The following is a 23,886-nucleotide window of genomic DNA, read 5'->3' as shown; positions in this document are numbered from 1 at the left end:
ATGCGCACGCTGCGGGACGGCCGATACCGGGAACGCCCCGCCTTAGAATTCGATGCCCGGCGCGGCCTTGATGCCCGCCCGCCAGGGATGCTTGATCTCGCCCATCTCCGTGACCAGGTCGGCGGTTTCCACCAGCCAGTCCGGCGCGTCCCGGCCGGAGAGCACCAGATGGCACCGGGCACGGCGCGCCGCCTCCATGAGCCCTTCCACCTCGCTGCGCTCCAGGATGCCCGCCTTCAGGGCATAGAGCGTCTCGTCCAGCACCAGCAGGTCCAGGCGCTCCAGACGCTGCCGGGCCCAGTCCAGCGTGGCCAGGGCCGCTTCCCGGTGGGCGGGGCGGTCTTCCTCGCGCCGCAAAAAGCCCTTGCCGCCGGCCAGAAAGTCATCCCCCAGCAGGCGGGCAAGGACGGTCTGCTCCCCGGCGCAGCCCGGCTGCTTCATGAACTGGCCGAAACCCACGGCAAAATCCCGGCCCAGGGCCCGCATGGCCTGCCCGATGCAGGCGCTGGTCTTGCCCTTGCCGTTGCCCGTATAGACGATGATCATAGTTCCCACACTCCCGGCAGCCGACTGCCGCATCGCGGACAGACACCCGTGTCCGTCCTCATGACAACCTGCCAGCCCTGCCGTTCCAGGCAGGGGGCTCCACACTGCGGACAGAGCGTGTCGCCGCCGCCCGCGCAAAAGACATTGCCCGTATACACGAAGCGCAGCCCCTCTTCCAGACCGATGTCCCGGCAGCGCCGCAAGGCCGCCGCCCGCGTGGCCGGATGATCCGTCATGCGGTAGGCGGGACGGAAGGCCGTCACATGCCAGGGCGTGTCCGCTCCCAGCTCGTCGCGGACGAAGCGTGCCAGGGCCCGCAGTTCGGCCTCCCCGTCATTGAGGCCTTCCAGGATGAGTGTCGTCACTTCCAGCCACCAGCCCAGAGCGCGCATCCGCACCAGATTGTCCAGCACGGGCCGCAGGCGGGCACCGCAATACCGATGATAGAAATCCTCGCTGAAGGCCTTCAGGTCGATATTGGCCGCCCGCACCAGAGGCCCCAGCACCTCCAGGCAGCCGGAGCTCATGAACCCGTTGCTCACCAGGATGGACGGCAGGCCCCGCTCCTGTCCCAGCGCGGCCGTGGCCGCCACCAGCTCCACGAAGACCGTGGGCTCGTTGTAGGTGAAGGCCAGGCTGCGGCAGGCGGTGCGCAGGGCCGCTGCCACCAGCATCTCCGGCGTGGCCTCGTGCCCGCGGATGCGCTCCTGCTCCAGCGGATCACGGGAGATATGATGGTTCTGGCAGAACAGGCAGGAAAAATTGCATCCGGCGCTGCCCACGGAAAACGTCCGGCTGCCGGGAAGGAAATGATACAGGGGCTTCTTTTCCACCGGGTCGGCCTGGACGCCCGTCACCAGACCGTCCACCAGCGAAAGGGGACGGCCCCCGTGGTTGCAGCGCACGCCGCAGCGTCCCCGCTGCCCCGGCGAGAGCACGCAGGCATGGGCGCAGAGCCCGCAGCGCCACCTGTCCTGTGCCAGCTTCGTCCACAACATGCTTTCCATAGGTCCCTCCTTTGCGGCCGGGGGCAGACGGCCCAGCGCGGCCGGGCGGCATCTCCCCGCGCTGCGGCGCCCCGCGTCCGGCAGGGAGCGGACAGCCGGCCTGTCCCAGCATAGCAGGGAGCCATGCCCGCCGCCACAGGCAAAAAAGTGGCCGAAAATCTCCCCTGCCGGGATTTGGTCCAAAAAGCCGCTTGGGATTCGGCAAATTTTTTGCTAGGGTGTCTCCCACCAAGGAGGATATTCATGTCCACAGATCGCGCAAAAGCATATACCGAAGCCGGCGTCGATATCCAGGCCGGCAATGATCTCGTGGCGCGCATCAAACATCTGGTGCAGCGTACGCATACCAAGGGGGTCATCTCCGACATCGGGGGATTCGGGGGCCTGTTCAGACCTGAAATCGGCAGCATGAGCGACCCCGTGCTGGTCTCGTCCACCGACGGCGTGGGGACCAAGCTCAAGCTGGCCTTTGCTTTCAACAAGCACGATACCGTGGGCATCGACCTTGTGGCCATGAGCGTCAACGATATCCTTGTCCAGGGGGCGACCCCCCTGTTCTTCCTTGACTATTTCGCCACCGGCAAGCTGGATGTGGAGACCGCCCACACGGTCATCAGCGGCGTGGCCGAAGGCTGCCGCCAGTCCGCCTGTGCCCTGCTGGGCGGCGAGACCGCCGAAATGCCCGACATGTACGGCGATGGCGAATACGACCTGGCCGGCTTCTGCGTGGGCATCGTGGACAATGCCAAGCTGGTGGACGGCTCCGGCATCCGCGTGGGCGACAAGATCGTGGGGCTGGCCTCCACGGGCCTGCATTCCAACGGCTTCTCGCTGGCCCGCAAGATCCTGGCCAAAAGCGGCCTGGGCCCGGACGATCCCTTCCCTGGCGCCGACGGCGCCACCGTGCGTGACGTGCTGCTGGCCCCCACCCAGATCTATGTGGAAGTGGTCCGCTCCCTGCTGCGCGACCTGGACGTGCGCGGCATGGCCCACATCACCGGCGGCGGCTTCTACGACAACATCCCGCGCGTGCTGCCCAATCAGGTGGAAGCCCACATCGACTTCGGCAGCTGGGAGATGCCCCCGGTCTTCCAGTGGCTGCACGAAGCGGGCGAACTTTCCTGGCCCGAGATCCTGCAGATCTTCAACGGCGGCATCGGCTATGTGCTGGTGCTGCCCGAAGAGCAGGTGGAAGAGACCATCAACCGCATCCAGGCCTTCGGCATGTCCGCCTGGTCCATCGGCACCATCGCCCGCCGCACCGGCGACGGCGAACAGGTGGTCGTCAACTTCGACAAGGCCTAGCCTCGTCCTGCATCCGCTCCTCAAGGGGGAAGGCACGCGCCTTCCCCTTTTTTCTGGGCAGGGGACATCCATGAACGGGAAAGCATGGCTGGGGCGCTTCCTGCCCCGCAAGGCTCCGCGCCCCACCGGGGCCACGCGCAAGGCATCCCGCCGCCCGGCGTCACCGCTGCGGGAGCTGGAACAGGAACAGGCCGCGCTCCGGGCCCGGCTCGAAGCCCTGGGGAGGGCCCTTGAGGCGACGGCCGCCGCCCTCCCGGAACAGGAGCGGACAGGCCTCTGCCGCATACGGGACGAGGCCCGCGCCCTGTGCGGACGTGCCCGCGGCCGCCTTGCCGCCTTCCGCAGGACCTGCTGGCTGGTGGTCCTGGTCCAGCTCTGCCTGCTGGCCGCCATGCTGGCCTCGTTCCACTTTTTCCTGCCCTAGCCTTTCGCCCCTCCCGCGACCGGACCCCGCAGCGGGACGGGCCGTGCGGGATCATTGCCTGTTCCTGCCTGCCCTCCTGCCCGGCAGCCGTCCTGCAGCGCGTCCCCTCCCTGATGCAGGGGGCCAGGGAGAGGGATACCGCCCGGGCACTCTCCCCGTACGCTTCGCCCCTTCCTGGTCCGATACATGGACAGCGGCCCCGCCCCCGTGTAGCATGGATGCTCCAGCCACGTCTTTTCAGGAGTCCTCCATGCAAGCTCTGGGTTGTCTCGGCAATATCCTCTGGTTTTTCCCCTTCGGTCTGGGCACCGGCCTGCTCTGGTGCATCGCGGGCGTGCTCTGCTTCATCAGCATCATCGGCATCCCCTGGGGCCGGGCCTGCTTCGTCATGGCCGGTTTCGCCTTCATGCCCTTCGGCCGCATGCCGGTCTCCCGTGACGTCCTCACCGGTGAAGGCGACATCGGCACCGGCCCGCTGGGCACGGTGGGCAACATCGTCTGGCTGCTGTTCTGCGGCATCTGGATCGCCTGCGGCCATCTGCTCTCGGCCCTGGCCTGCGCCGTGACCATCATCGGCATCCCCTTCGCCTGGCAGCACGTCAAGCTGGCGGCCCTGGCCCTGTGCCCCATCGGCAAGACCATCGTGGACGCCCGCGTGGCCGAGGCCGCCGAACAGGCCGCCGCCTGGCGCCAGGCCGAGTATTTTTCTCATAAAAAGTAGTAGGGGAACAGATATGCCACATTGAATATATATCAAATTACCCTAAGGACAAGGTAATTATTAATAATTATATATTCATATATAAATCCCTTATTAAACAAAAAATTATCATATTTAATATCCATATTTATATCTTTTAAATAATCATTTTTCCATTGTGCATGATATATATGACGAAAACCAAACTCATAAGCTGCAGGAGCCCATCGCATCAGCTCTCCCAGATATTCTGTTGAATCATATTTCAACATATTATTTTTTAACAATTTTCTCTCATGATTTTTAAATTCCTCCTGTGATGAAAGAAGTATTACCCCTGAGAGGGTTCTCGGATCAGGAGAAACTTTTTTCAGCTCAGAAATCCATATATCCGAAATTGTTTTAATATAATTTATATTATTCATATTATGAACATAAAATTGAACAATAAATCCAAGTATAAATAAGAAAAGCAAAAATTTGTTGTATTTAAATGAAATACATATAAAAAATAAAAATGCCATAAAAAGACAAGCTGCAGAGCGTATGTCGACTCTCAAGCCCGCAGACAAGCTTAAAGCAAAAATACTTGCCGCAACCATACAGATCAATAAAATTTGCAAAATTTTTTCTTTACTTTTTTTCTGCATCCACGCAGATAAAAATACAATTAACGCAATCCCAAATGCCCCCCATAAAAATACACCGAATTTTTTTACTATCATAATAAATGAATTTATTACTTTTTCTAAATTATGCATAAAATCAAAAATATCATTTATATAATTTGGATTACGCCAATCAGCAATTGTTATAAACCTATTCGATAAGATTAAAACCATAAATTCTGCAAAAATGAATCCCACAATAAATAAAATACACCAATAACAAATGATACGGAAAATATTTTCTCCATCACCTATAAATAATAAAGGCAACAAAAAATAGAAATGACTTAAGCATCCATTAAACAATATAGAAAAAATAAAAAAGAATAGCGGCATAGATATTTTTTTATATACTATTGCTGCAAGAGCCAACAAAAAAAATGATATCATGCTAGTCTGAGCCCATTCATTCAATAGATGTATGGGAGGAATAAAAAGAGAAACTATTGCACATAGCACAGCATATTTTTTCTCTAGTATATTTAAAAAACATATATAGGAAAATATAAAAAAAGATATAACATTTACCACTGCCATTATTTTCACATTTGATATTTTTAAAGTAGAAAAAAATAAATAATTAAGCCATCGCCCTTCTGTGACCAGTTTAGTAAAATATGAATCGATGTACTTCAATTCATCATGGCGAAATGCTTGTATTTCACAAAACGATGACATCAAATTAATTAGCAATATGCAACAAATAGACAACAACATAAAATAACATATATTTTCTATATATTTCAAATCGATAGAATTTGCTTTTATGTGAAACACTTTACGAAGCATGTATTCCCTCCCATTTTTTAAAAAATTTACATTTATCAAAGTAAAATGTAAAGTTATTTTATATAAGTAAAAAAAATACTACTTACGAATAATAAAAACAATTTTATATCTTAATACAATATATATCCAATATAAATATATCCTACCTCATTTAACTTAGCAGGATCATCAGCTTTACCTGTCGTATAATATGACCTTTCTTCCTGCACCCACCGCCCCTTGCCACGCCTGCGGCCGGGGCGTACATCCAGAAGCATGAACACCGCATCCCCCGTCCTGCCGGACATCAGCCGTCATGAAGCCTGGTTCGCCGCCTACGCGGCCCGTGAGCGCGGGAAGGAATGCCGCCGGGACGGCGGCGATCCCTCGCCCATGGACCTCAAACTGCACCACACCATGCAGGTGCTGGCCCATGCCCGTGCCATCGTCGCGGGCGGCCGTTTCGCCCCGCCGCTGGACCGTGCCTGCCTGCTGGCGGCCCTGTATCATGACGTTGCCCGCTTCGAACAGTATCTGCGCTGGCATACCTTCCGCGACCGGGAATCCTGCGACCACGGCCAGTGGGGCGTGCGCATCCTCAAGCGCGAACAGCGCCTGGAGGACGAAGCCCCCGCTGTCCGCACGCTGGTGCTCGTTGCCGTGGGCCTGCACAACCGCTTTGCCCTGCCCCCGGGCCTGCCGGAGGGGATGGCCCGCATCTGCCATGCCGTGCGCGACGCCGACAAGCTGGACATCCTGCGCGTCATGGACGAGCACCTTTCCGGGCCGCGTCCCTACTGCCCCACCGTGGTCCTGAGCCTGCCCGATGATCCCGCCCTCCACAGCGACAAGGTCCTGGACGATGCCCTGGCCGGCCGGGTGGCGGCTTATGCCGACCTGAAAAGCGTTAATGATTTCCGCGTGCTGCTGGGGACATGGTTCTACGACATGCACTTCCCGGCCAGTCGCGCCCGCTTCGTGGCCGAAGGCCATGCCCGCCGCCTGCTGGCGGACCTGCCCGCCACACCGGCCTATGCCGCCGCCCGCGAACATCTGCTGCGCTGCCTGGATGCTGCCACGACGACCACGGAGGCCTCGGGTGACGACCTGTCCTAGCGCCCCCGTCCCCTCTTCGGAGACGGCGGGCAGCGCGCCCCTGCTGCGCGATCTTCTGCCCGCTGCCGACGTGGCCCGCCTGCGTACCCTGCGCCCGGCGCCACCGGCTCCCGGCCTGTATGCCGCCCTGTGCCGCCGGGTGCCCTGGCCCGGCAGCAGCCTTGCCCTGCCCTGCAATGCCCTGCCCGGCATCCCCGCAGCGACGGTACAGGCCCCCTTTGCCCCGCTGCCGGACCTGCCCGCGGGCTCGCTGCAGGGGCTGCGTCTGGGCTATGTGCTGTTTGCCCTGCCCTGGCCCGATGCGGTGGGCCTGCTGCGGGCCTGCGCCCTGGCGGCAGGGCAGCTCTGGCTGGCGGACTTCATCCTGGCCGAACGCAATCTGGGCCTGCCCGCGGCCCTGCTGCGGCGCCTCCTGCCCGGTTTCCAGCCCTGGGGGCCCGTGACGCCCGCCCGCATCTGGCTGCGGCGCGGCGGGCTGGAAGGCTGCCTGCGTGACGCCGGACTGGCGGCGGCACAGCGCCGCACCCTGCTGGCCGGGGCCGCCGCCCTGATACGGGTGGCGCCTGTCCGGCCGTAGGCGGCACCGCGTCCAACGCGCCCCCGGTATTCTGTGGACAGGCAGGTCGCCCCTGCAGACAGAGCTGCGCCCCTCTTCCCCTTTGCGGAAAACCGAACGTCATCGCCCTGCCTGCGCAAGCAAGGCCCCACGCAGCCTCCGAAACCACCATCGGCGGGACAATGCTGCCGCTCCCGTCCTGTACGGGATAAGACACGGCCCTCCCCGGCTGACGGCTCGGGCATATCCGCGTTCAGCCCCACCGATAAAAAACAGGGAGCCGCAGCCCCCTGTCCGTGCGAAAGGCCGCCCGAAGGCGGCCTTTCGCGTCCAAACCATGCAAGTCCGGAAATATGTCGTCCCTCTGCTCCATGAAGGGCTTTGCGTCTCTGATCTGGCACAGGAGCGCCGGGCTCCCGCATTCCTTGAAGAGCCTCCCAAGATCTGCCGGACCTCACTGCCCGACGGGCAGGGGGAACGGCCCCTCCTCCTCACCGGGGAAATCCCTTTCCCCGTGCCTCTTCCTCCGGGAATATGCCGGGAACTGCCGGTCCCCGCTCCAGGCCCCCTCTAGGCATCGAAGGGGTCGCAGAAGAAATGCTCCCGCAGGGCCTGTGTCCAGGGGCGCGGATGCATCCCCAGATACTCGGAAAGCTTGCCGCAGTCCAGTACCGTATAGGGCGGGCGCGGCGCTTTTTGCGGCCATTGCGACGAGGGGATGGGTTCCACGCGGCATTCGTTGCCCGCCAGGCCCACGGCCTCGCAGGCCAGCTCGCACCAGGTGGCCTGCCCGCTGTTGACGGCATGCCACAGGCCGGTGGCCCCACGTTCGGCCAGCATGATGCTCCACAGGGCCAGATCCAGCGAATAGGTGGGCGAGCCCGTGCGGTCATCCACGATGGTGATGCTGTCGCGCCGGTGGCAGGCATTGAGGATGTCGTCCACGAAATTGCGCTTGCCGGGCCCGAACAGCCAGCCCGTGCGCACCACGCAGGCCCGTTCGGGCAGGGTCTGCAGCACGGCCTTTTCCCCGGCCAGGCGGGTCTTGCCGTAGACGTTGAGGGGGGCCGTGGCATCATCTTCCCGCCAGGGACCGCCGTGCCGGCCCGAAAAGACCAGCCCGGAACTGAAATGCACCAGATGCCCCTGCCCGCGGGTCTTGAGCAGGCAGGCCAGGGTGTGCGGCAGGGTGCGGTTGTAGAGCAGGACTTCGTCGGGATGGTCCTCGGCATCGTCCACCGTGTTCCAGCCCAGGGAGCTGAACACCACGTCCGGCGCGCATCCCTCCACCCGGGCCTGCAGGAAACCCGCATCCAGGATATCGCCGTCCGAGCGTTCCAGCGATTCCACCGACCAGCCGCGCCCCAGAAGGACATGGCGCAGGGCCTGCCCCAGAAGTCCGGTACGGCCCTCCAGAACCAGTGCTTTCACAAACAATCCTCCAACGTATAACGCACTGTAGCCTCCCCGCTGCCCACGGTCAACCGTGGGGGGCCGCCGTCTTGCCAGCGTGCGGCAAGTGACGTACACCAACAGGGATGAAAACCGCTATCCTGTTGGTCGCCTACGGTACGAGCAGCCCCCAGGGGCGTGGCTCGCTGCGCCAGTTCGACACCTGGGTGCGCGAACGTTTTCCCGGCATTTGCGTGCGCTGGGCCCTTTCTTCGGAGCTGCTGCGCACCCGTCTGACGCGTGCCCGGCAAAAAAACGATTCCGTGCTCAAGGCCCTGCAGCGTCTGCGTCTGGAAAATTTCACCCATGTGGCCGTGCAGCCCCTGCAGATCATCCCCGGCAGCGAACATACCGACGTGCGCGCCGATGCCGACGAGGCCGGACGCCTGGACGGCCTGCATGTGAGCATCGGCATGCCCCTGCTGGCCTGTGACGAGGATATCCGGGCCGCCGCGCGTGCCGTGCTGGCCCATCTGCCCCGGGAACGCCGGGCCGACGAGGATGTGGTGCTCATGGGCCACGGCAGCCGCAGGCAGGCCGTGACCGCATACGCCGCCCTTGCCGGGGCCGTGCGGGCCCTGGACGCCCGTGTGCATGTGGGCACCATGAGCGGCGCCCTGGAACTGGAGGCCCTGCTGCCGCGCCTCACGTCCCGCCGTGTCTGGCTCATGCCGCTGCTTTCGGTGGTGGGGCGCCACACCCTGGAAGACATGGCCGGGGACGCGCCGGATTCCTGGCGTTCCCGCATCGAAGCCGCCGGCCACACCTGCGCTCCCGTGGTGCGGGGCACGGCCGAATACCGCGCTTTTGCCGCTATCTGGCTGCGGCATCTGGAAGATGCCGTGGCCGCCTTGCCAACCGTCAAAAAGGATGAGGAAAAGTGAAGAATCTCCTGCGCCTGCCGCTGGCCCTGTTGGTCTGCGGCCTGATCTCTGCCTGTGGTCTGATGGGGGGCAACGGCAGCGCCGGCCTGACGCCCGCGGCACAGGCGGCCCCCGCCGCCAAAGCCAATGCCTTCAACCCCTGGATGAACAAGAGCCTGCCCAACACCCGTACCCTTTCGGCCGAGGGCCTGGCCATGGTGCAGGCCATGGGCGCCGACCGCCAGAGCATCGAGGACGAGGCCGCCCACCGTCCCCACTGGCGCGAAGAGATCTACCCCGTGTTCTTCGGCAACAGGACGGCCCCGCACGAGATCATCGTGCTGCTGGACTTTGCCGCGCCCGACAGCGCCCGTGTCTGGCAGGCCGTGCGTGATGCCTCGGCCAGGCTTTCGCCCGCGGATGTCAAGATCGCCGTCTTTGCCAAAAATTCGGAAAACTACGGTACCGACCTCATGGGCATGGGCATCTGGATCAGCTATGAGCGCAAGGGCCAGGCCATGGACTACATGAGCCACGCCCTCAGCGAATGGAACCGCATCAAGGCCGCCCAGAAAAAGCAGGGCCGCAGCGTGCCCTTCACCAACGAGTACGACGCCACCGTCACGTCCACCGACCTGCCCATCCACTATGCCTTCATGGGCAAGCTGCGCCCGGCCGTGCCCGCCAGCCAGGAACTGGACGTGGCCCGCTACTGCTACAATGCCGGCAACGTGAACATGTACCAGGCCGTGCAGATCTCCCGCTATTACGGCGTGAAGCGCATCCCGGCGGTCATCGTCGACGGCAGGGTGCTGGCCTCGCCTTCGGCCCAGGACATAGTGTCCGCCCTGCGCTAGGCGCACTCTCTCCACATTTTGAAGGACAGGCTTCCCGCATGCCGGGGCCTGTCCTTTTCTTGTCCGCTGCCGCATGAGGAACAGGACCCGCCTTGCGGACAGGAACGGCCCCTGTTGCACATCGGGCGGATCTTGGGTAGCACGGAACCACGCTTCCGCTCACGGCGGAAGCATGGAGTTTCCGTATGCCCCAAAAAGTCTTTGCTCCCGGCAACCGCTGGCTGGTTGCCTATCTGGCCTTCCTGAGCGCCTTCGCCCCCCTTTCCACCGACATGTATCTGCCTGCCCTGCCGCACATGACGCAGGCCCTGCAGACCACGGACGCCCTCTCCAGCCTGAGCATCTCCTGTTTTTTGCTGCTCTTCGGGGCCTCCATGCTCTTCTGGGGCCCGCTCAGCGACAAATACGGCCGCAAGCCCGTGCTCTACACGGGCGCCCTGCTCTATGTGGTCTCCAGCCTGTTCCTGGCCCTGGCCCAGTCCATCTGGCCCCTGCTGTTCTGGCGCGCCGTGCAGGCCGTCGGCAGCGGCGGCATCAGCGCCATGGCCCTGGCCATCGTCAAGGACGTGCTGCGCGGCCGGGCCATGGAAAAAGTCATCACCTGGATCCAGACCATCACCATCCTGGCGCCCATGCTGGCCCCGGTCATCGGCGGGGCCCTGCTGGCCGTCACCGACTGGCGCGGCATCTTCGTCTGCCTGCTGCTCTGCGGCCTGCTGGCCGGTGCCGGGACGCTGCTGCTGCGCGAGACCATGCACCACCCGGTGCAGGGCAACGCCTTCCGCACCCTGGGGCGTCTGCTGGTCGTCCTGCGGCACCGGGGCTTCCGCTGCCTGCTGCTGCTCTTTTCCGCCACCAGCATGCCCTTCATGGCCTATCTGGCCCTTTCCTCCTATATCTTCCAGGGCCTGTTCGGGCTCTCGCCCCAGGCCTACAGCCTGTTCTTCGCCTTCAATGCGGGCATGAGCATGCTGGGCCCGCTGGCGCATGAACGCTTTTTCCGCACCGCGCCCCGCCGCCTTTTCTTTTCGGCCTATCTGGGCATCGTCGCCGTAGCCGGGCTGGGCCTGCTGCTGGTGGGGGATCAGGGGCCCTTCACCTTCGCCCTGCTCTGCGCGCCCGTCAGCTTTTGCGGCAGCGCCCTGCGCCCCCCGGCCACGGTGCTCATGCTCAACCAGATGAAGAACGATACCGGCAGCCTGACGGCCCTCATCAACAGCGGCGGTCTGCTGTTCGGCAGCCTGTCCATGCTGCTCTGCGCCCTGCCCGTCTGGCCCGGCCCCGTGGCGGCCCAGGCCCTCATGGCCATCCTGGTGGGTCTGGCCTGTCTGCTGGGCTGGCTGTGGCTGGACAGCCACAAGGTCTACGAAGGCTGATCGCCGCGCTCTTTCCCCGCCCGTCCGGGAAGCCCGTCCTCACATCTGTCATGGCAGTCTTTCAGGCTGCCATGACACTTTTTTTCCATAAGCTCACCTGCCGTTACCCGGGCTGACAACATCGTTGCCGGTCCGGGGACGTCATCTCCCGCTCCATCCGGGCCCGGGCGCTTCCGGCTGAAGAAAAATGGACACTTTCGGCTTTCCCCTGTAGTCTGGAAGGGACTGGCACGAAGCTTGCTTTATCCAGGACACCTTTGCCTGTTCATCCCGTACCGCACCTGTCGACCATCTCCCGGGAGGGATCCCATGCCCCAGATCGATCGCGTCAACGTTGCCTCTCTGACCCAGCTGGCCAATGTGGCCGGCACCCATGACCGCCTCGTCGCCACCGCGGAAGGCGGCATCCAGACCTCCGGCAGGGTCAGCGCCTTTTTCACCGCCAAGGCCACCCACCGCGCCACTGCCGAGGCCTTCCTCGGCGCCATCCGCAACAGGTACGGTGACGGCATCGCCGATGCCCTGGCCCCGCAGCTCAGTGCCATGCGCCGGCAGGGCAAGCCGCTCAAGGCCCGCGTGGCCCGCGACATCCTGGCCCAGGCATCGGACATGTCGCAGGCCCTGGGCCCGGCCAACGCAGAGATGGCCCGCCGTTTCCTGCTGGGCAACAACGGCGCGGGCGATACCCGCAATCTGGACCATGCGCTGCAGGGCTTCTGCGCGAAGAACAACCTCCAGCCCTCCCCGGCCCTGCGCCAGGCCTTCGAGCGGATCATCAGCGACATGGCGGCCCACAGCCGGAAGCTGCTTTCCTATCAGGACATGGCCGATGCCGTGACCATGCAGACCCTCCGGTCCCGGCCCGCGGACTACATCCTCTCCGGCATCGATCCGCAGCTGACCCGCGATGCCGCCCTGGATGCCTGCGCCACCCATCTTGGTGTGGACGGCGAGCTCAAGGCCCAGCTGGGGCAGCTCATGGACCGCGTGCTGGAGGAAGAAAGCGCGGCGGGGCGTCAGGGCACGCCCGCGGACCTGTTCCGCGATCTTTCCACGGCCGGCCAGACCTCCCTGCAATGCTTTGCCTTTGCCTGCGGCAAGCCGGGCCTAGGGGACGCCACGCTCCGTGATGCCATGAGCCTGACCCCCCGTCAGTCTATAGGCGAGATGGCCACTCTGGCTCCCCAGCTGAACGTGGGCGGCGGTATCGCCCTCATCATGGTGGCCATGCGGCACATGGACGAGATGCGCGCCCGGCAGCCCCAGGGCCCCCTCAGCCGCGAGACCCTGTGGCAGGGCTGCTTCCAGGAGCCTATGCCGCAGGATCTGGCTGCCAGGAGCCAGCGCGATTTCAACAGCGCCATGTATGAAAAGCTCCTGGGCATGTTCCGGGCCCGCTCGGAGAATCCCGCGGCCCCCTTCAACGGTATGCTCCTGCTCAGTGCCGGTGTGCGCCTGGAAAAGGCCCTGGAAGCCACCAGCGCGACTGCCAGCTTCGAACTCAAGGACTTCGCCTTCCCGCCCAGCCTGACGCCTCTGGCGCGCCTGGGCGACATGGCCGAGGTGGAAAGGGAAGTGTCCATAGACCTGTTCCGGCGCGGCACGCAACACGCCCTTCCCGGTTACCGGCCCACCATCAGCTTCGGCGGTACGGGCATCCCGGCGGAGGCGGCGGCCACCGTCCATATCCAGGATGTCGCCTACATGACCGCCGAGGACAGGAACGACTTCGAACATGGCCGGCCGTCCACCATGTCGCACAATCTGGCCATCCGGGCCCAGCTGCTCTGCGGCGGCAATGACGCGCAGGCACGGCAGGTCCTCCTCAGCATGGGCCAGTCCGGCGCCTTCCTGCTGCGCACCCTCAGCAACCAGACCGGCGTGCTGCTGGACGAGCACTCGCCCCTGGACATCGACATCCGCCGCGAGGCCAGCGGCGATGTGACCATGCGTTACCACACGCCGCCCCAGTCGCCGCTGGATGCGGACTTCACCTACACCGTCACCCCGGACGGCCGGGGCGTGCTCACGGCCTGCCGCATGCAGGCCCGTCAGCCCCAGGACGCCTGATCCCCTAACAAGGAGCCCCTGCCATGAACCCCGCTTTTTCTTCCCTGCTGGCCGCCCTGGCCCGTGAACTGGACCTGCCCGGCATCGAGATCCGCGACGGCGATCCCTCCTGCCTGCTGGGCATCGATGACTTCGAGGTCAGTCTGCGCTGCCTTTCTGCGGAGCAGGTCATGATCTTCACCGTGGTGGCCCCCCTGCCCGCGCGCAAACGCGACGAGCTCTACGCCGCGCTGCTGGACGCCAACACCTTCTTCCACCAGACCCAGGGCTTCACCCTGGCCGCCCGCGAAGATACGGGCGTGACCCTGCAGGGCACGCTGCCCCTGGCCGCGCTCACCGATACCAATGTGGGCACCTGGGTGGGCAATTTCGTCAACGTGGCCGAGCACTGGCAGGAACGCTGCCTGGCCTGTGACGAGGCCGCCGCCGACACCCCGGAAGCACCCGCCGTGGATCCGGCCCTGATGGGCGGCATGCTGCGCATCTAGGCGGCCTTCCCGGCCCTGCCGCGCCCGTCCGGCGCCCCGAGGCCTGCCGCGCAGGACGGGCCTTTGACCCTCCCCATCCGTCACGGGGCGACGATCCGCCGATCGCCGCCCCGTCTCCATTGCCGCCTGCGCGCTCCCGCTCCTGCGGGAAAGGCGGCGCGTTGTCGCCCCTTCCCCGGGACAGGGCAGCGGGCCGCCTTGAGGCCCGCCCGCGAACCTGCTATACTTTTGCTCCGCCGTGTGCGGGCCCTGCGTCCGCATCCGCCTCCCGGTGCCGGACACGGCCGTCCGCACCGCCCCGGCCGCGCATGGCGCCCCTTCCCTTCATCGGCCGCCGAGGCCCGGAGTTCCCGCATGTCCGATTTCGTGCACCTGCACTGCCACACCGAATACAGCCTTCTCGACGGCGCCATCCGCGTCAAGGATCTCTGCTCCCGCGCCAAGGATTTCGGCATGCCCGCCTGCGCCATCACCGACCACGGCAACCTGTTCGGCGCGGCCAAGTTCTTCCTGACCTGCAAGGACTTCGGCATCAAGCCCATCATCGGCTGCGAGGTCTACGTCTGCCACGACCATCTGGACAAGACCTCCGAGCTGGCCCGCAAGCGCAACCACCTGATCCTGCTCTCGGAGACCATCGAGGGCTACCACAATCTGGTCAAGCTGGTGAGCCGCAGCTACCTGGAGGGCTTCCACTACAAGCCGCGCGTGGACAAGGCCATGCTGCGCCGCTATTCCGAGGGCCTCATCTGCCTTTCGGCCTGCATCGCGGGCGAGATCCCGCGCGCCCTCAACGCCGGTGACATGGACGGCGCCATCGCCCTGGCCCGCGAATACGCCGACATCTACCCGGACCGCTTCTATCTGGAGCTGCAGTCCAACAGCCTGCCCGAGCAGGAGATAGCCAACAAGGGCCTGCTGGAGATAGCCGACCATCTCAAGCTGCCCATCGTGGCCACCAACGACTGCCATTACCTCAACGCCGACGACGCCGACGCCCACGAGGTGCTGCTCTGCATCCAGACCCAGACCACCATGGACGACCCCAAGCGCATGCGCTTCGGCACCCATGACCTCTACTACAAGTCCGGCGAGGAGATGGAGGCCGTGTTCGGCCATCTGCCCCAGTCCCTGAGCAACACGGCCGAGATCGCCGAGCGCTGCAACGTGGAACTGGACATGGGGCACCACTATTTCCCGGTCTACAAGCTGCCCGAAGGCGCCAGCCTGGATTCCGAGTTCCGCCGCCTGGCCGAGGAAGGTCTGGAACGCCGCCTGGAAAAGCACCCCAACCGCGCCAGCATCGACCCGCAGGCCTACCGCGACCGCCTGCAGTACGAGCTCAAGGTCATCCTTGAGATGGGCTTCCCCGGCTACTTCCTCATCGTGCAGGAGTTCATCAACTGGGCCAAGGACCACGGCATCCCCGTGGGCCCGGGCCGCGGTTCGGCCGCCGGTTCGCTGGTGGCCTGGTCGCTGCGCATCACCAACCTGGACCCCCTGCCCTACAATCTGCTTTTCGAGCGCTTCCTCAACGCCGAGCGCGTCTCCCTGCCCGATATCGACGTGGACTTCTGCGAACGCCGCCGCACCGAGGTCATCCAGCATATGGTGGACACCTACGGCAAGGACAGCGTGGCCCAGATCACCACCTTCGGCACCATGAAGGCCAAGGGCGTGGTGCGTGACGTGGGCCGCGCCCTGGGCATGAGCTTTGCCGAGACCGACCGCATCGCCAAGCTGGTGCCCGACGACCTCAAGATGACCATCAACAAGGCCCTGGAAGCCGAGCCAGACCTCCAGAAGCTGTACGATACCGACCCGCAGGTGAAAAAGCTGCTGGATACGGCCCGCCGTCTGGAGGGCCTGTCGCGCCATGCCTCCACCCACGCCGCCGGTCTGGTGGTCTCGCCCCGGCCCATGGACGAGTTCCTGCCCCTCTACACCGGCAAACGCGGCGAACTCGTGACCCAGTTCGACGGCCCCATGACCGAAAAATCCGGTCTGGTGAAGTTCGACTTCCTGGGCCTCAAGACCATGACCCTCATCCAGGACACCCTGGACAACATCACCCTGCAGGGCAGGACGCCGCCCGACCTGGACAACCTGCCCCTCACCGACGCCGCCACCTACGACCTTTACGCCCGCGGCGACACCGACGGCATCTTCCAGGTGGAAAGCTCGGGCATGCGCCAGTACCTGCGCATGCTCAAGCCCTCGTGCTTCGAGGACGTCATCGCCATGCTGGCCCTGTACCGCCCCGGCCCGCTGGGCTCCGGCATGGTGGACGAATTCATCAAGCGCAAGCACGGGCAGGTGCCCGTGGTCTATCCGCACGAGTCCCTCAGCGACTGCCTGCGCGATACCTACGGCGTCATCGTCTATCAGGAACAGGTCATGCAGATCGCCCAGATCATCGCCAGCTACACCCTGGGCGGCGCTGACCTGCTGCGCCGCGCCATGGGCAAGAAAAAGCCCGAAGCCATGGCCAAGGAACGCGTCAAGTTCGTGGAAGGCGCGCAGAAGAACGGCGTGGACAAGGCCAAGGCCGACGAGATCTTCGACCTGATGGAAAAGTTCGCGGAATACGGCTTCAACAAGTCGCACTCCGCCGCCTATGCCCAGATCTCCTACTTCACGGCCTACCTCAAGGTGCACCATACCGTGGAGTTCATGGCCGCCCTGCTCACCTCGGAAATGAGCAACCAGGAAAAGCTGCTCAAGTACATCTCCTGCTGCAAGGACATGGGCATCGACGTGGTGCAGCCCTCGGTCAATGCCAGCCAGCGTTCCTTCTCGGCCCGCGAGGGCAAGGTCGTCTTCGGTCTGGGCGGCATCAAGAACGTGGGCGACAGCGCCATCACCGAGATCATGGAGGCCCGCAAGGACGGCGAATACGTCTCCCTCTTCGACATGTGCTGCCGCGTGGACCTGCGCAAGGTCACCAAGCGCGTGCTCGAAGCCCTCATCAAGGGCGGCGCCTGCGACTGCTTCGGCGTTTCGCGCGCGGCCCTGCTGGCCGCCCTGGACACGGTGGTCGCCCGCGCCCAGAAAAAGGCCAGGGAAAAGAACTCCAACCAGATCTCCCTGCTGGCCATGGCCCCGCAGGTGGAAACCAGGCCCCAGCCCGGCATCGGCTTCGACTGCCCCGAGTCCGGCATCCCCGAGATGGACGAGGACCAGCGCCTCAAGAACGAAAAAGAGGCCCTGGGCTTCTTCCTCACCAGCCACCCCCTCCAGCCTTTCAGCCGCGAGATGCGCCGCCTGCGTCTGACCACGCTGGAAGACGCCCGCGACCTCTACCCCAAGGCCGAACTGAGCACCGCCGTGCTGGTGGTCAGCCTCAAGGAAGTCATCACCAAGTCCAAGGGCGAGCGCATGGCCTTCGTGGGCGTGGAAGACCTGACCGGCCATGCCGAGGTCACGTTCTTCCCCCGCGCCTATGCCGAGGCCCGCGAGCTGCTCAAAAGCGAACAGCCCCTCTGCCTGCGGGCCACGGTGGACAGTCAGGTGGACGAGAGCCGCGACGGCGACGAGGACGGCGAGGAGACCAGCCGCGAGGTCAAGCTGCTGGGCCAGAGCGTGACCCTGCTTTCCGAAGCCTGCGGCCAGAGCGATACGCCCATCTGCGTGCAGATACCGGCCCACCGCCTGGGCGATGAAGACATCCTGGCCCTCAAGGCCATCCTGGAGGCCCATCCCGGCACGGTGGAGGCCGAAGCCATGATCCTGCTGGACGGCGTGCGCTGCCACCTCACGCTGGGGCCGCAGTTCCGCGTCAGCCCCGGCCCCGAACTGGACAGGGCCCTGGCCGCCTGGGCCGGGTAAAAAACGTTTCCGGGGGGAAGGACCCCCTATCCTCCCCCAAATGCGCTTTTCACAAAAGGAAACCTGACGGGGACGGTATGCTATACGCCTTCCCTGGACGGCATCCCTCCGGGAAAGGATCACGTACGAACCCTGGCTGACCGCATGACAGTCAAAGGAAAGCCCATGCCCAAAAAGATCTGGCGCCTCACGGTGCGTGACGAGATATCCGCAGGCCACGCCCTGCGCCATTACGAAGGCAAATGCGAACGCCTGCACGGCCACAACTTTGCCGTGGAACTGACCGTGGAAGGTGACAAACTCACCGAAAACGTGGAACTGCTGCTGGACTTCAAGGTCCTCAAGCGCGCCCTCAAGGAAGAGCTGGCCGCCCTCGACCATCAGATCATCAACGAGGTGCCGCCCTTCGACCGCCTCAATCCTTCGTCGGAGAACATCTCCCGCCATATCTTCCAGAACGTGGCCCGCCGCCTGGCCGCCGATGAAAGCGCCCGCCATGTGCGCGTCCACAGCGTCAGCGTCAGCGAAAAGGGCGCGCAGACCGCCACCTATCTGGAACTGGACGACTAGTTTTTTCCGGCCCGCCTGCTGCTGCGGGCCTGTTGCTGAGGGGCTGTCATCACGGGGGAGGAAAGGGCCCCTTTTGAAAAAGGGGCGCCCTTCCTCCCCCGCGCCCCTTCCTTCCTCCCGAAAACTTTTCCGCTGATCGCTCTGACGGTCCCCGTTGCTGCCTCGCGGGAAGGGATTCCGCCCCCTGACCGGGCCGGGGCTGGTAAGACGGGCGGGGGCCAGGGCAGCCCGGAGACAAGGACAAGGGAGCAGGATGTCCGCCCTGCCTGCTTCCCCCCGCTTGCCGTCTGCGGACGCGCTGTGCCTGTCGCAGCATGTTTTTGCCGCCGAAGCGAAAAAGCTCCCTTTTCAGGGAGCTTTTTTCATGCGCTGCCGCTTCCGGCCGCAGCGCCCGCAACGAAAGCAGGTCCGGGCGGGGCGGCAGGGATTTTACCCGCCGCACGGCGACCGCCGCCCGTGCAATGGCGATTTTGCCGTGGCGCCGCATCCGCCCGCTAAAAGGAGGCCCGCCCTCCTCCCGCGTCGGCATCGAGAGCAGCAATAAGAGGTTCCCCTTCCCCCCGGGGACTCCACTCAGGCCGTTGCTTTCCGGCGGGCCACGATGCCGCGCCGGGCCAGTTCGGCCACCACTTTTTCCGCAAAGACCGGCAGCATGGCCTGGGCTCCGGGCGAAAGGCCCACCTGCATGGTGCGCCAGTCAAAAGGCTGGAGACCGAAGGCCAGGCATTGCGGACGGCACCCGGCCAGCTCGCAGACCTGCAGGGTCTGGAGCAGATCCGTCTGGTGCATGGAGCCCTGAAAGCTCAGGCTGCGGCTCAGGTCCTCATTTTCCAGCAGATAGACCGTGCCCGGCTCCTTGCCGCCCAGCACCACGTCCAGCACCACCAGCAGGTCGCAGGCCTCCAGTTCGGACATGAGCAACAGGCCCTGGGTGGCGCCTTCCTGCAAGCGCACGTTCTCCGGCCAGTGATAGGCCTCTTTCAAATAGTCCACGGCGGCCACGCCAAAGCCCTCGTCTCGCAGCAGGATATTGCCCACGCCCAGGATCAGGATGCGGGGAGCGGCCTCTGTCTCGCTCATGGAGCCTCCTCGGTTATCGGCCGCCCCGGGGACGGCGCATGAAAAAGGGGAAGGGCCCCTTGCGGACAGCCCTTCCCCCAGCCAGCGGATACGGATTACAGGACCTTGAACTCGTGCACCTGATTGGTCTCGCCGTCGATGACATGCACGGCGCAGGCGATGCAGGGGTCGAAGGAATGGATGGTGCGCAGGATCTCCACAGGCCGCTTGGGATCGGCCACGGGCGTGCCCACCAGGGCCTGCTCGGCGGCACTCAGCACATGCCTGGCGTCCCGGGGGCCCAGGTTCCAGGTGGTGGGCACCACCAGCTGGAAATTGCCGATCTTGCCGTCTTCGATGCGCAGCCAGTGCGACAGGCCGCCGCGCGGAGCGTTGACGAAGCCCGCGCCGCGCCCTTCCTTGGGCACGCTGCATTCCATGGCGATCTTTTTGTCGCCGCCGGCGATGTTGGCTTCATATTCGGCCAGCCACTTTTCCACCTGCTGGGCGATGACCAGGGTCTCGACGCCGCGGGCGGCGGTACGGCCCAGGGTGGAGAACAGGGCTTCCGGTCCCACGCCCAGGGCGGAGAGGACCGTGTCCACCGCGGGCTTCACGGCCGCATGGCCCTGGGCATAGGCCACCAGCACCTGGGCCAGCGGACCGGTCTCCACGGCCAGGCCGTCATAACGCGGCGCCTTGAGCCAGGAATAACGGTCCGTATCGCCCAGGCGGGTGAAGGCGGGCTTGGTCTCGCCGTCGTAGGGGGCGCGGGCCTCCTCGCCTTCATACCAGCTGTGGCGCACATGTTCGGCGATCTTGGCGGGATCGAAGGGCTGCACGGCATCCAGCTTGCCGTCCAGCAGCACGCCGGGCTTGAGCCAGCGTTTGGTCAGGTCGCGTTCGCCGCCCACTTCGGGGAATTCGCCGAAGGCCATGAAGTTGCGGCAGCCGCAGCCCAGGGCGGCCCAGTCCTTGTAGGCGCCGGCCACCAGCAGCAGGTCGGGGATGTAGACCTCTTCGATGAATTTGCGGGCCTGCACGTACAGGTCGCGGAACTCCTTGATGCACTCGGGCGTCAGGGATTCGTAACAGGTCACGCCGCCGGGGATCAGGAACTGGGGATGCGGGTTCTTGGCGCCGAACACGGCCATGGCCTTGGCGGCGTTGACCTGCACGCGCAAGGCTTCCAGATAGTGGGCCGTGGCCACCAGGTTGGCTTCGGGATCCAGATAATAGGCCGGATGCCCGCCCAGGAAATAGGCATTGGTGAAGGGGCCCAGCTGGCCGCTGTCCACAAAGGCCTTCAAACGGGCCTGCACGGCCTTGAAATCATCGGCCGTGGCCTTGCGCGGCGAGATGGACGAGGCCAGCGCCGCGGCCTTGGCCGGATCGGCCTTGAGGGCGGCGGTCACGTCCACGAAGTCCAGGGCGTGCAGGTGGTAGAAATGCACCATGTGGTCGTGCATGAACTGCAGGCCCAGCACCAGGTTGCGGATATGGGTGGCATTGGCGGGCAGGCTCAGGCCCATGGCATCTTCCAGGGCGCGGGTGGAGGCCAGGGCATGGGTGTAGGTGCACACGCCGCAGGTACGCTGGGTGAAATGCTGGGCATCGCGGGGGTCGCGTCCCTTGAGGATCACTTCCAGACCGCGATACAGGGTACCGCAGCTGCGGGCATCCTTGATGCGGCCGTTCTCCACTTCCACCTCGATGCGCAAATGGCCTTCGATACGGGTCAGCGGGTCAACGACAATGGGGCCGGAGAAATTGCTCTGGGGCGTTTTCATAGCTTGGCTCATGCTGGCAGCTCCCTAGTTCTGGTAAAAAGGCGACAGGTCATCCCAGAAATTGGGCTCGCTGCAACCGATGCAGGGATGTCCGGCCCGCACGGGCCAGTTGGTCTCGTTGAACAGGGCCTTGGGGCAGTTGTTGTAGGTGCTGGGCCCCTTGCAGCCCAGGTCGTACAGGCACCAGCCCTTGCGCGCCTCTTCGGAGTCGAAGGAAGGCGCGAACTCGCCCGCGTCGAAATGGGCGCGGCGTTCGCACAGATCATGCACGGACTGGCCGTAGAACATGAGCGGACGGCCCAGATCGTCGAGCTTGATCTCCTTGTTCTGCAAAAAGGCCACCAGCGTGCCCACCAGGTTCAGGGGGTTGGGCGGACAGCCCGGGATATTGATGGCTTTCACGTCCATGCCCAGCCTGGCGAAGCACTCGTTGACGCCCACGGCACCGGTAGGATTGGGCTTGGCGGCCTGCACGCCGCCATAGGCGGCACAGGTGCCCATGGTGACCACGGCCTTGGCCTTGGGCAGCACGCGCTTGCACAGGTCCAGCATGGTGTGGCCGCCCACATAGCCGTATTTGCCGTCCAGGGCCAGGGGGATGGCGCCTTCCACCACGCAGATGAAGCCTTCAGGATTGCTGATGGCCTGTTCCAGAGCGGCTTCGGCGGCTTCGCCCGCGGCGGCCATGATGGTCTCGTGGTAATCCAGGGAGATGGTGTCGAGGATCAGGCTGTCGATGAAGGGTTTGCAGGTACGCAGCAGGGCCTCGGAACAGCCCGTGCATTCAGCGCAATGCAGATAGACCACGGAGGCGCGGCGATTGGTCAGCGCCGCGGCCACTTCCGTGGCCATGCTGGGTCCAAGGCCCATGGTCACGGCCACGGCCGTACAGAATTTCAAAAAGTCGCGACGGCTGACGCCCTGTTGCGCCAGACGTTCCTCCCCGCCTTTTTTGCCCAGACCAACGGCAATACGCATACGTGCCTCCTGTCTGCAGGATGAGATAGTCAAGAATCAGGACAGTACAAGATGAAATGGAAGGCTCCAGCCACGGAGCCTTCCCCCGACTGCCGTCCACTGCATGAGGTGCATGCCACAGCAAAGGACGACCAAGGCCATGCATGGTCGAATGGGGAGTATGCGGCGAGGGGAAGGGATGGGTGGGATTATGCGTGGGCATGCCATCCATTGCCCGCGCCGCAGCCGGAACTGACGCGAACCCGCGTCTTCAGCCGGCTACTTCACAAACGGACAATGAACATGATGCCTCCTTGTGGCGGAGGATTCCGCCATTGGGGATCATCTTATCCTGCCACGGCCATCAGGTCAACCGCTCCTGACGATTTCCGGCAGTGGACAGGCGTGCGGCAGCCGGATTACGTCCTGCCGACGCTGAAGAAAAATTTTTTCTTTCCCCGTGGCCGCAGCAGCCTCGCGACCTGTCCCGGCCAGTCCGTACAGGGCAGAAAGGACCGCGGCCCGGCGATCCCTGTGCCCTGCCGCCTGCCCTTCCCTGTCCGGGCAGGCCACCAAAAACACTTACCGGGAACGACAAGGGGGCTTTGGCCCTTCCCCGTCCGGGCACGAGCGCCCCCGAACGGCGTCGCGCACAGGCCGCGGCACAGGTCCCCCTGACGGGGAAGGCGGGACGGCCGCAAACCAGCTCCCCGCCGCTCGCGACCGGCACGGCCGTCCGGCGCGGCCTCCCCTCTCGACCCTGCGTGCCGCATCTGGCATACTGGCGCCACCGGCATGAGGCCGGAACGAAAACGCAAGGAGGTCACAAATGAAAACCCTGGATTGCCGGGGCCTTGCCTGCCCCCAGCCTGTGATGCGCACCCGCGACGCCCTGGAACAGGAGCGGCCGCAGGAGCTGCTCGTCCTGGTGGACAACGCCGCCGCCAGCGAGAACGTGAGCCGCTTCCTGCGCCGCAGCGGCTTCGAGGTCAGCATCAGCCAGCCCGAAAGCAGCCTGTGGGAAGTGCGCGGCCTGGGCGGCGCCGCACAGGTGGAGAGCCCGGAACAGGCCCCGGCCGCCGCCCCGGCAGCGGACACGGAAAACCGCAAGACCCTGGTCCTCATCACCACCGATACCCTGGGCCGCGGTGATGACGAGCTGGGCGCCCGCCTGATGGAGAACTTCCTGGCCAGCCTGCCCGAACTGGGGCCGTCCCTGTGGCGCATCGTGCTGCTCAATGGCGGCGTCAAACTGGCGGCCACGGAAGGCAAGTGCCTGGATACCCTGAAGCAGCTGGAAAGCAGCGGCGTCAGCATCCTGGTCTGCGGCACCTGCCTGAACTTCTTCCACCTGCTGGAAGCCAAGCAGGTGGGCGAGACCACCAACATGATGGATGTGGTGACCAGCCTTTCCCTGGCCGGCAAGGTCATCCGGCCCTGACCGCGACGCCTGCGGGCCGTGCGGGAAAGCGCCTTTCCCTGCCCG

At 63.9% G+C, this 23,886-nt stretch carries 20 protein-coding genes; 13 read left to right on the top strand and 7 right to left on the bottom strand.

Annotation, left to right across the window (positions count from 1 at the left end):
- Window positions 1-42: 42 nt before the first annotated feature.
- Together DESPIGER_RS11520 and amrS are read right to left on the bottom strand one after the other, a co-directional pair.
- Entirely contained in the window at window positions 43-546 is a 504-nt protein-coding gene (locus DESPIGER_RS11520; protein ID WP_072337113.1) for a cob(I)yrinic acid a,c-diamide adenosyltransferase, read from the bottom strand.
- Window positions 543-1,553 carry an AmmeMemoRadiSam system radical SAM enzyme gene (gene amrS / locus DESPIGER_RS11515; RefSeq protein WP_072337111.1) on the bottom strand — a complete coding sequence of 337 codons (1,011 nt, stop codon included), beginning with the start codon at window positions 1,551-1,553 and terminating at the stop codon, window positions 543-545. Before amrS ends, DESPIGER_RS11520 begins: the two co-directional genes overlap by 4 nt.
- Before the next feature lie 243 nt (window positions 1,554-1,796).
- On the opposite strand from amrS, the gene purM reads away from it, so the two are divergent.
- From purM to DESPIGER_RS11500, 3 genes are all read left to right on the top strand, one after another.
- Window positions 1,797-2,858, top strand: coding sequence for a phosphoribosylformylglycinamidine cyclo-ligase (gene purM, locus DESPIGER_RS11510; RefSeq protein WP_072337110.1), 1,062 nt, complete (start codon window positions 1,797-1,799; stop codon window positions 2,856-2,858).
- Window positions 2,859-2,928: 70 nt separating this feature from the next.
- Entirely contained in the window at window positions 2,929-3,282 is a 354-nt protein-coding gene (locus DESPIGER_RS11505) for a hypothetical protein (RefSeq protein WP_072337108.1), read from the top strand.
- 250 nt (window positions 3,283-3,532) lie between these two features.
- On the top strand, window positions 3,533-4,003 hold the full coding sequence (locus DESPIGER_RS11500; protein WP_231927575.1) for a YccF domain-containing protein: 471 nt from the start codon (window positions 3,533-3,535) through the stop codon (window positions 4,001-4,003).
- Between the two features lie 32 nt (window positions 4,004-4,035).
- On the opposite strand, the gene DESPIGER_RS13020 is transcribed toward DESPIGER_RS11500, so the two are convergent.
- Window positions 4,036-5,439, bottom strand: coding sequence for a hypothetical protein (locus DESPIGER_RS13020; protein ID WP_156831701.1), 1,404 nt, complete (start codon window positions 5,437-5,439; stop codon window positions 4,036-4,038).
- A 255-nt stretch (window positions 5,440-5,694) separates the two neighbouring features.
- Here DESPIGER_RS13020 and DESPIGER_RS11495 point away from each other — a divergent pair, with 255 nt between their 5' ends.
- Both DESPIGER_RS11495 and DESPIGER_RS11490 read left to right on the top strand, forming a co-directional pair.
- Window positions 5,695-6,534, top strand: coding sequence for an HD domain-containing protein (locus DESPIGER_RS11495; RefSeq protein WP_072337102.1), 840 nt, complete (start codon window positions 5,695-5,697; stop codon window positions 6,532-6,534).
- The gene (locus tag DESPIGER_RS11490) at window positions 6,518-7,111 is read left to right on the top strand and encodes a hypothetical protein (RefSeq protein WP_083575392.1); all 594 of its coding nucleotides are present in this window, start codon (window positions 6,518-6,520) and stop codon (window positions 7,109-7,111) included. Before DESPIGER_RS11495 ends, DESPIGER_RS11490 begins: the two co-directional genes overlap by 17 nt.
- Before the next feature lie 549 nt (window positions 7,112-7,660).
- Here DESPIGER_RS11490 and DESPIGER_RS11485 read toward each other — a convergent pair.
- The gene (locus DESPIGER_RS11485; protein ID WP_083575391.1) at window positions 7,661-8,521 is read right to left on the bottom strand and encodes an SDR family oxidoreductase; all 861 of its coding nucleotides are present in this window, start codon (window positions 8,519-8,521) and stop codon (window positions 7,661-7,663) included.
- A 107-nt stretch (window positions 8,522-8,628) separates the two neighbouring features.
- Here DESPIGER_RS11485 and DESPIGER_RS11480 point away from each other — a divergent pair, with 107 nt between their 5' ends.
- The 7 genes from DESPIGER_RS11480 to queD all read left to right on the top strand — a co-directional run bounded on the left by DESPIGER_RS11480 (window position 8,629) and on the right by queD (window position 18,594).
- The gene (locus DESPIGER_RS11480; RefSeq protein WP_072337096.1) at window positions 8,629-9,426 is read left to right on the top strand and encodes a sirohydrochlorin cobaltochelatase; all 798 of its coding nucleotides are present in this window, start codon (window positions 8,629-8,631) and stop codon (window positions 9,424-9,426) included.
- The gene (locus DESPIGER_RS11475; protein ID WP_083575390.1) at window positions 9,423-10,262 is read left to right on the top strand and encodes a hypothetical protein; all 840 of its coding nucleotides are present in this window, start codon (window positions 9,423-9,425) and stop codon (window positions 10,260-10,262) included. Before DESPIGER_RS11480 ends, DESPIGER_RS11475 begins: the two co-directional genes overlap by 4 nt.
- A gap of 185 nt (window positions 10,263-10,447) precedes the next feature.
- Window positions 10,448-11,638, top strand: a complete 1,191-nt coding sequence (locus DESPIGER_RS11470; protein ID WP_072337093.1) for an MFS transporter — start codon at window positions 10,448-10,450, stop codon at window positions 11,636-11,638.
- Between the two features lie 309 nt (window positions 11,639-11,947).
- A complete protein-coding gene (locus DESPIGER_RS11465; RefSeq protein WP_072337090.1) occupies window positions 11,948-13,708 on the top strand; it encodes a hypothetical protein in 1,761 nt (586 codons plus the stop codon).
- Window positions 13,709-13,731: 23 nt separating this feature from the next.
- Window positions 13,732-14,196: a type III secretion system chaperone gene (locus DESPIGER_RS11460; RefSeq protein WP_072337087.1), complete on the top strand. Its 465-nt coding sequence runs from the start codon at window positions 13,732-13,734 to the stop codon at window positions 14,194-14,196.
- A 354-nt stretch (window positions 14,197-14,550) separates the two neighbouring features.
- Entirely contained in the window at window positions 14,551-18,024 is a 3,474-nt protein-coding gene (dnaE, locus tag DESPIGER_RS11455; RefSeq protein WP_072337084.1) for a DNA polymerase III subunit alpha, read from the top strand.
- Window positions 18,025-18,189: 165 nt separating this feature from the next.
- Entirely contained in the window at window positions 18,190-18,594 is a 405-nt protein-coding gene (queD, locus tag DESPIGER_RS11450) for a 6-carboxytetrahydropterin synthase QueD (RefSeq protein WP_072337081.1), read from the top strand.
- A gap of 573 nt (window positions 18,595-19,167) precedes the next feature.
- Here queD and DESPIGER_RS11445 read toward each other — a convergent pair.
- The 3 genes from DESPIGER_RS11445 to DESPIGER_RS11435 form a co-directional block, all read right to left on the bottom strand.
- Complete coding sequence (locus DESPIGER_RS11445) at window positions 19,168-19,674, bottom strand: HyaD/HybD family hydrogenase maturation endopeptidase (RefSeq protein WP_072337078.1); 507 nt, start codon at window positions 19,672-19,674, stop codon at window positions 19,168-19,170.
- A gap of 95 nt (window positions 19,675-19,769) precedes the next feature.
- Window positions 19,770-21,455: a nickel-dependent hydrogenase large subunit gene (locus DESPIGER_RS11440; protein ID WP_072337075.1), complete on the bottom strand. Its 1,686-nt coding sequence runs from the start codon at window positions 21,453-21,455 to the stop codon at window positions 19,770-19,772.
- 12 nt (window positions 21,456-21,467) lie between these two features.
- Window positions 21,468-22,421: a hydrogenase small subunit gene (locus DESPIGER_RS11435; protein WP_072337072.1), complete on the bottom strand. Its 954-nt coding sequence runs from the start codon at window positions 22,419-22,421 to the stop codon at window positions 21,468-21,470.
- A gap of 808 nt (window positions 22,422-23,229) precedes the next feature.
- Here DESPIGER_RS11435 and yedF point away from each other — a divergent pair.
- Window positions 23,230-23,841 carry a sulfurtransferase-like selenium metabolism protein YedF gene (yedF, locus tag DESPIGER_RS11430; RefSeq protein WP_072337069.1) on the top strand — a complete coding sequence of 204 codons (612 nt, stop codon included), beginning with the start codon at window positions 23,230-23,232 and terminating at the stop codon, window positions 23,839-23,841.
- The last annotated feature ends 45 nt before the right edge of the window (window positions 23,842-23,886 follow it).

Origin of the sequence: Desulfovibrio piger, from assembly GCF_900116045.1 — a bacterium.
In the GTDB taxonomy this organism is placed as follows: Bacteria; Desulfobacterota; Desulfovibrionia; order Desulfovibrionales; family Desulfovibrionaceae; genus Desulfovibrio; species Desulfovibrio piger_A.
The sequence above is the reverse complement of the archived record's forward strand: the minus strand, read 5'-3'. Positions and strand labels throughout refer to the sequence as shown.

Bases quoted from the DNA above. Each gene is read 5' to 3' on its own strand.
- DESPIGER_RS11460 (WP_072337087.1), top strand. From the start codon at position 13,732: ATGAACCCCGCTTTTTCTTCCCTGCTGGCCGCCCTGGCCCGTGAACTG.
- DESPIGER_RS11505 (WP_072337108.1), top strand. From the start codon at position 2,929: ATGAACGGGAAAGCATGGCTGGGGCGCTTCCTGCCCCGCAAGGCTCCG.
- DESPIGER_RS11465 (WP_072337090.1), top strand. From the start codon at position 11,948: ATGCCCCAGATCGATCGCGTCAACGTTGCCTCTCTGACCCAGCTGGCC.
- DESPIGER_RS11500 (WP_231927575.1), top strand. From the start codon at position 3,533: ATGCAAGCTCTGGGTTGTCTCGGCAATATCCTCTGGTTTTTCCCCTTC.
- DESPIGER_RS11520 (WP_072337113.1), bottom strand. From the start codon at position 546: ATGATCATCGTCTATACGGGCAACGGCAAGGGCAAGACCAGCGCCTGC.
- DESPIGER_RS11470 (WP_072337093.1), top strand. From the start codon at position 10,448: ATGCCCCAAAAAGTCTTTGCTCCCGGCAACCGCTGGCTGGTTGCCTAT.
- DESPIGER_RS11480 (WP_072337096.1), top strand. From the start codon at position 8,629: ATGAAAACCGCTATCCTGTTGGTCGCCTACGGTACGAGCAGCCCCCAG.
- purM (WP_072337110.1), top strand. From the start codon at position 1,797: ATGTCCACAGATCGCGCAAAAGCATATACCGAAGCCGGCGTCGATATC.
- DESPIGER_RS11440 (WP_072337075.1), bottom strand. From the start codon at position 21,455: ATGAGCCAAGCTATGAAAACGCCCCAGAGCAATTTCTCCGGCCCCATT.
- DESPIGER_RS11435 (WP_072337072.1), bottom strand. From the start codon at position 22,421: ATGCGTATTGCCGTTGGTCTGGGCAAAAAAGGCGGGGAGGAACGTCTG.
- DESPIGER_RS13020 (WP_156831701.1), bottom strand. From the start codon at position 5,439: ATGCTTCGTAAAGTGTTTCACATAAAAGCAAATTCTATCGATTTGAAA.
- DESPIGER_RS11495 (WP_072337102.1), top strand. From the start codon at position 5,695: ATGAACACCGCATCCCCCGTCCTGCCGGACATCAGCCGTCATGAAGCC.
- amrS (WP_072337111.1), bottom strand. From the start codon at position 1,553: ATGGAAAGCATGTTGTGGACGAAGCTGGCACAGGACAGGTGGCGCTGC.
- yedF (WP_072337069.1), top strand. From the start codon at position 23,230: ATGAAAACCCTGGATTGCCGGGGCCTTGCCTGCCCCCAGCCTGTGATG.
- queD (WP_072337081.1), top strand. From the start codon at position 18,190: ATGCCCAAAAAGATCTGGCGCCTCACGGTGCGTGACGAGATATCCGCA.
- DESPIGER_RS11445 (WP_072337078.1), bottom strand. From the start codon at position 19,674: ATGAGCGAGACAGAGGCCGCTCCCCGCATCCTGATCCTGGGCGTGGGC.
- dnaE (WP_072337084.1), top strand. From the start codon at position 14,551: ATGTCCGATTTCGTGCACCTGCACTGCCACACCGAATACAGCCTTCTC.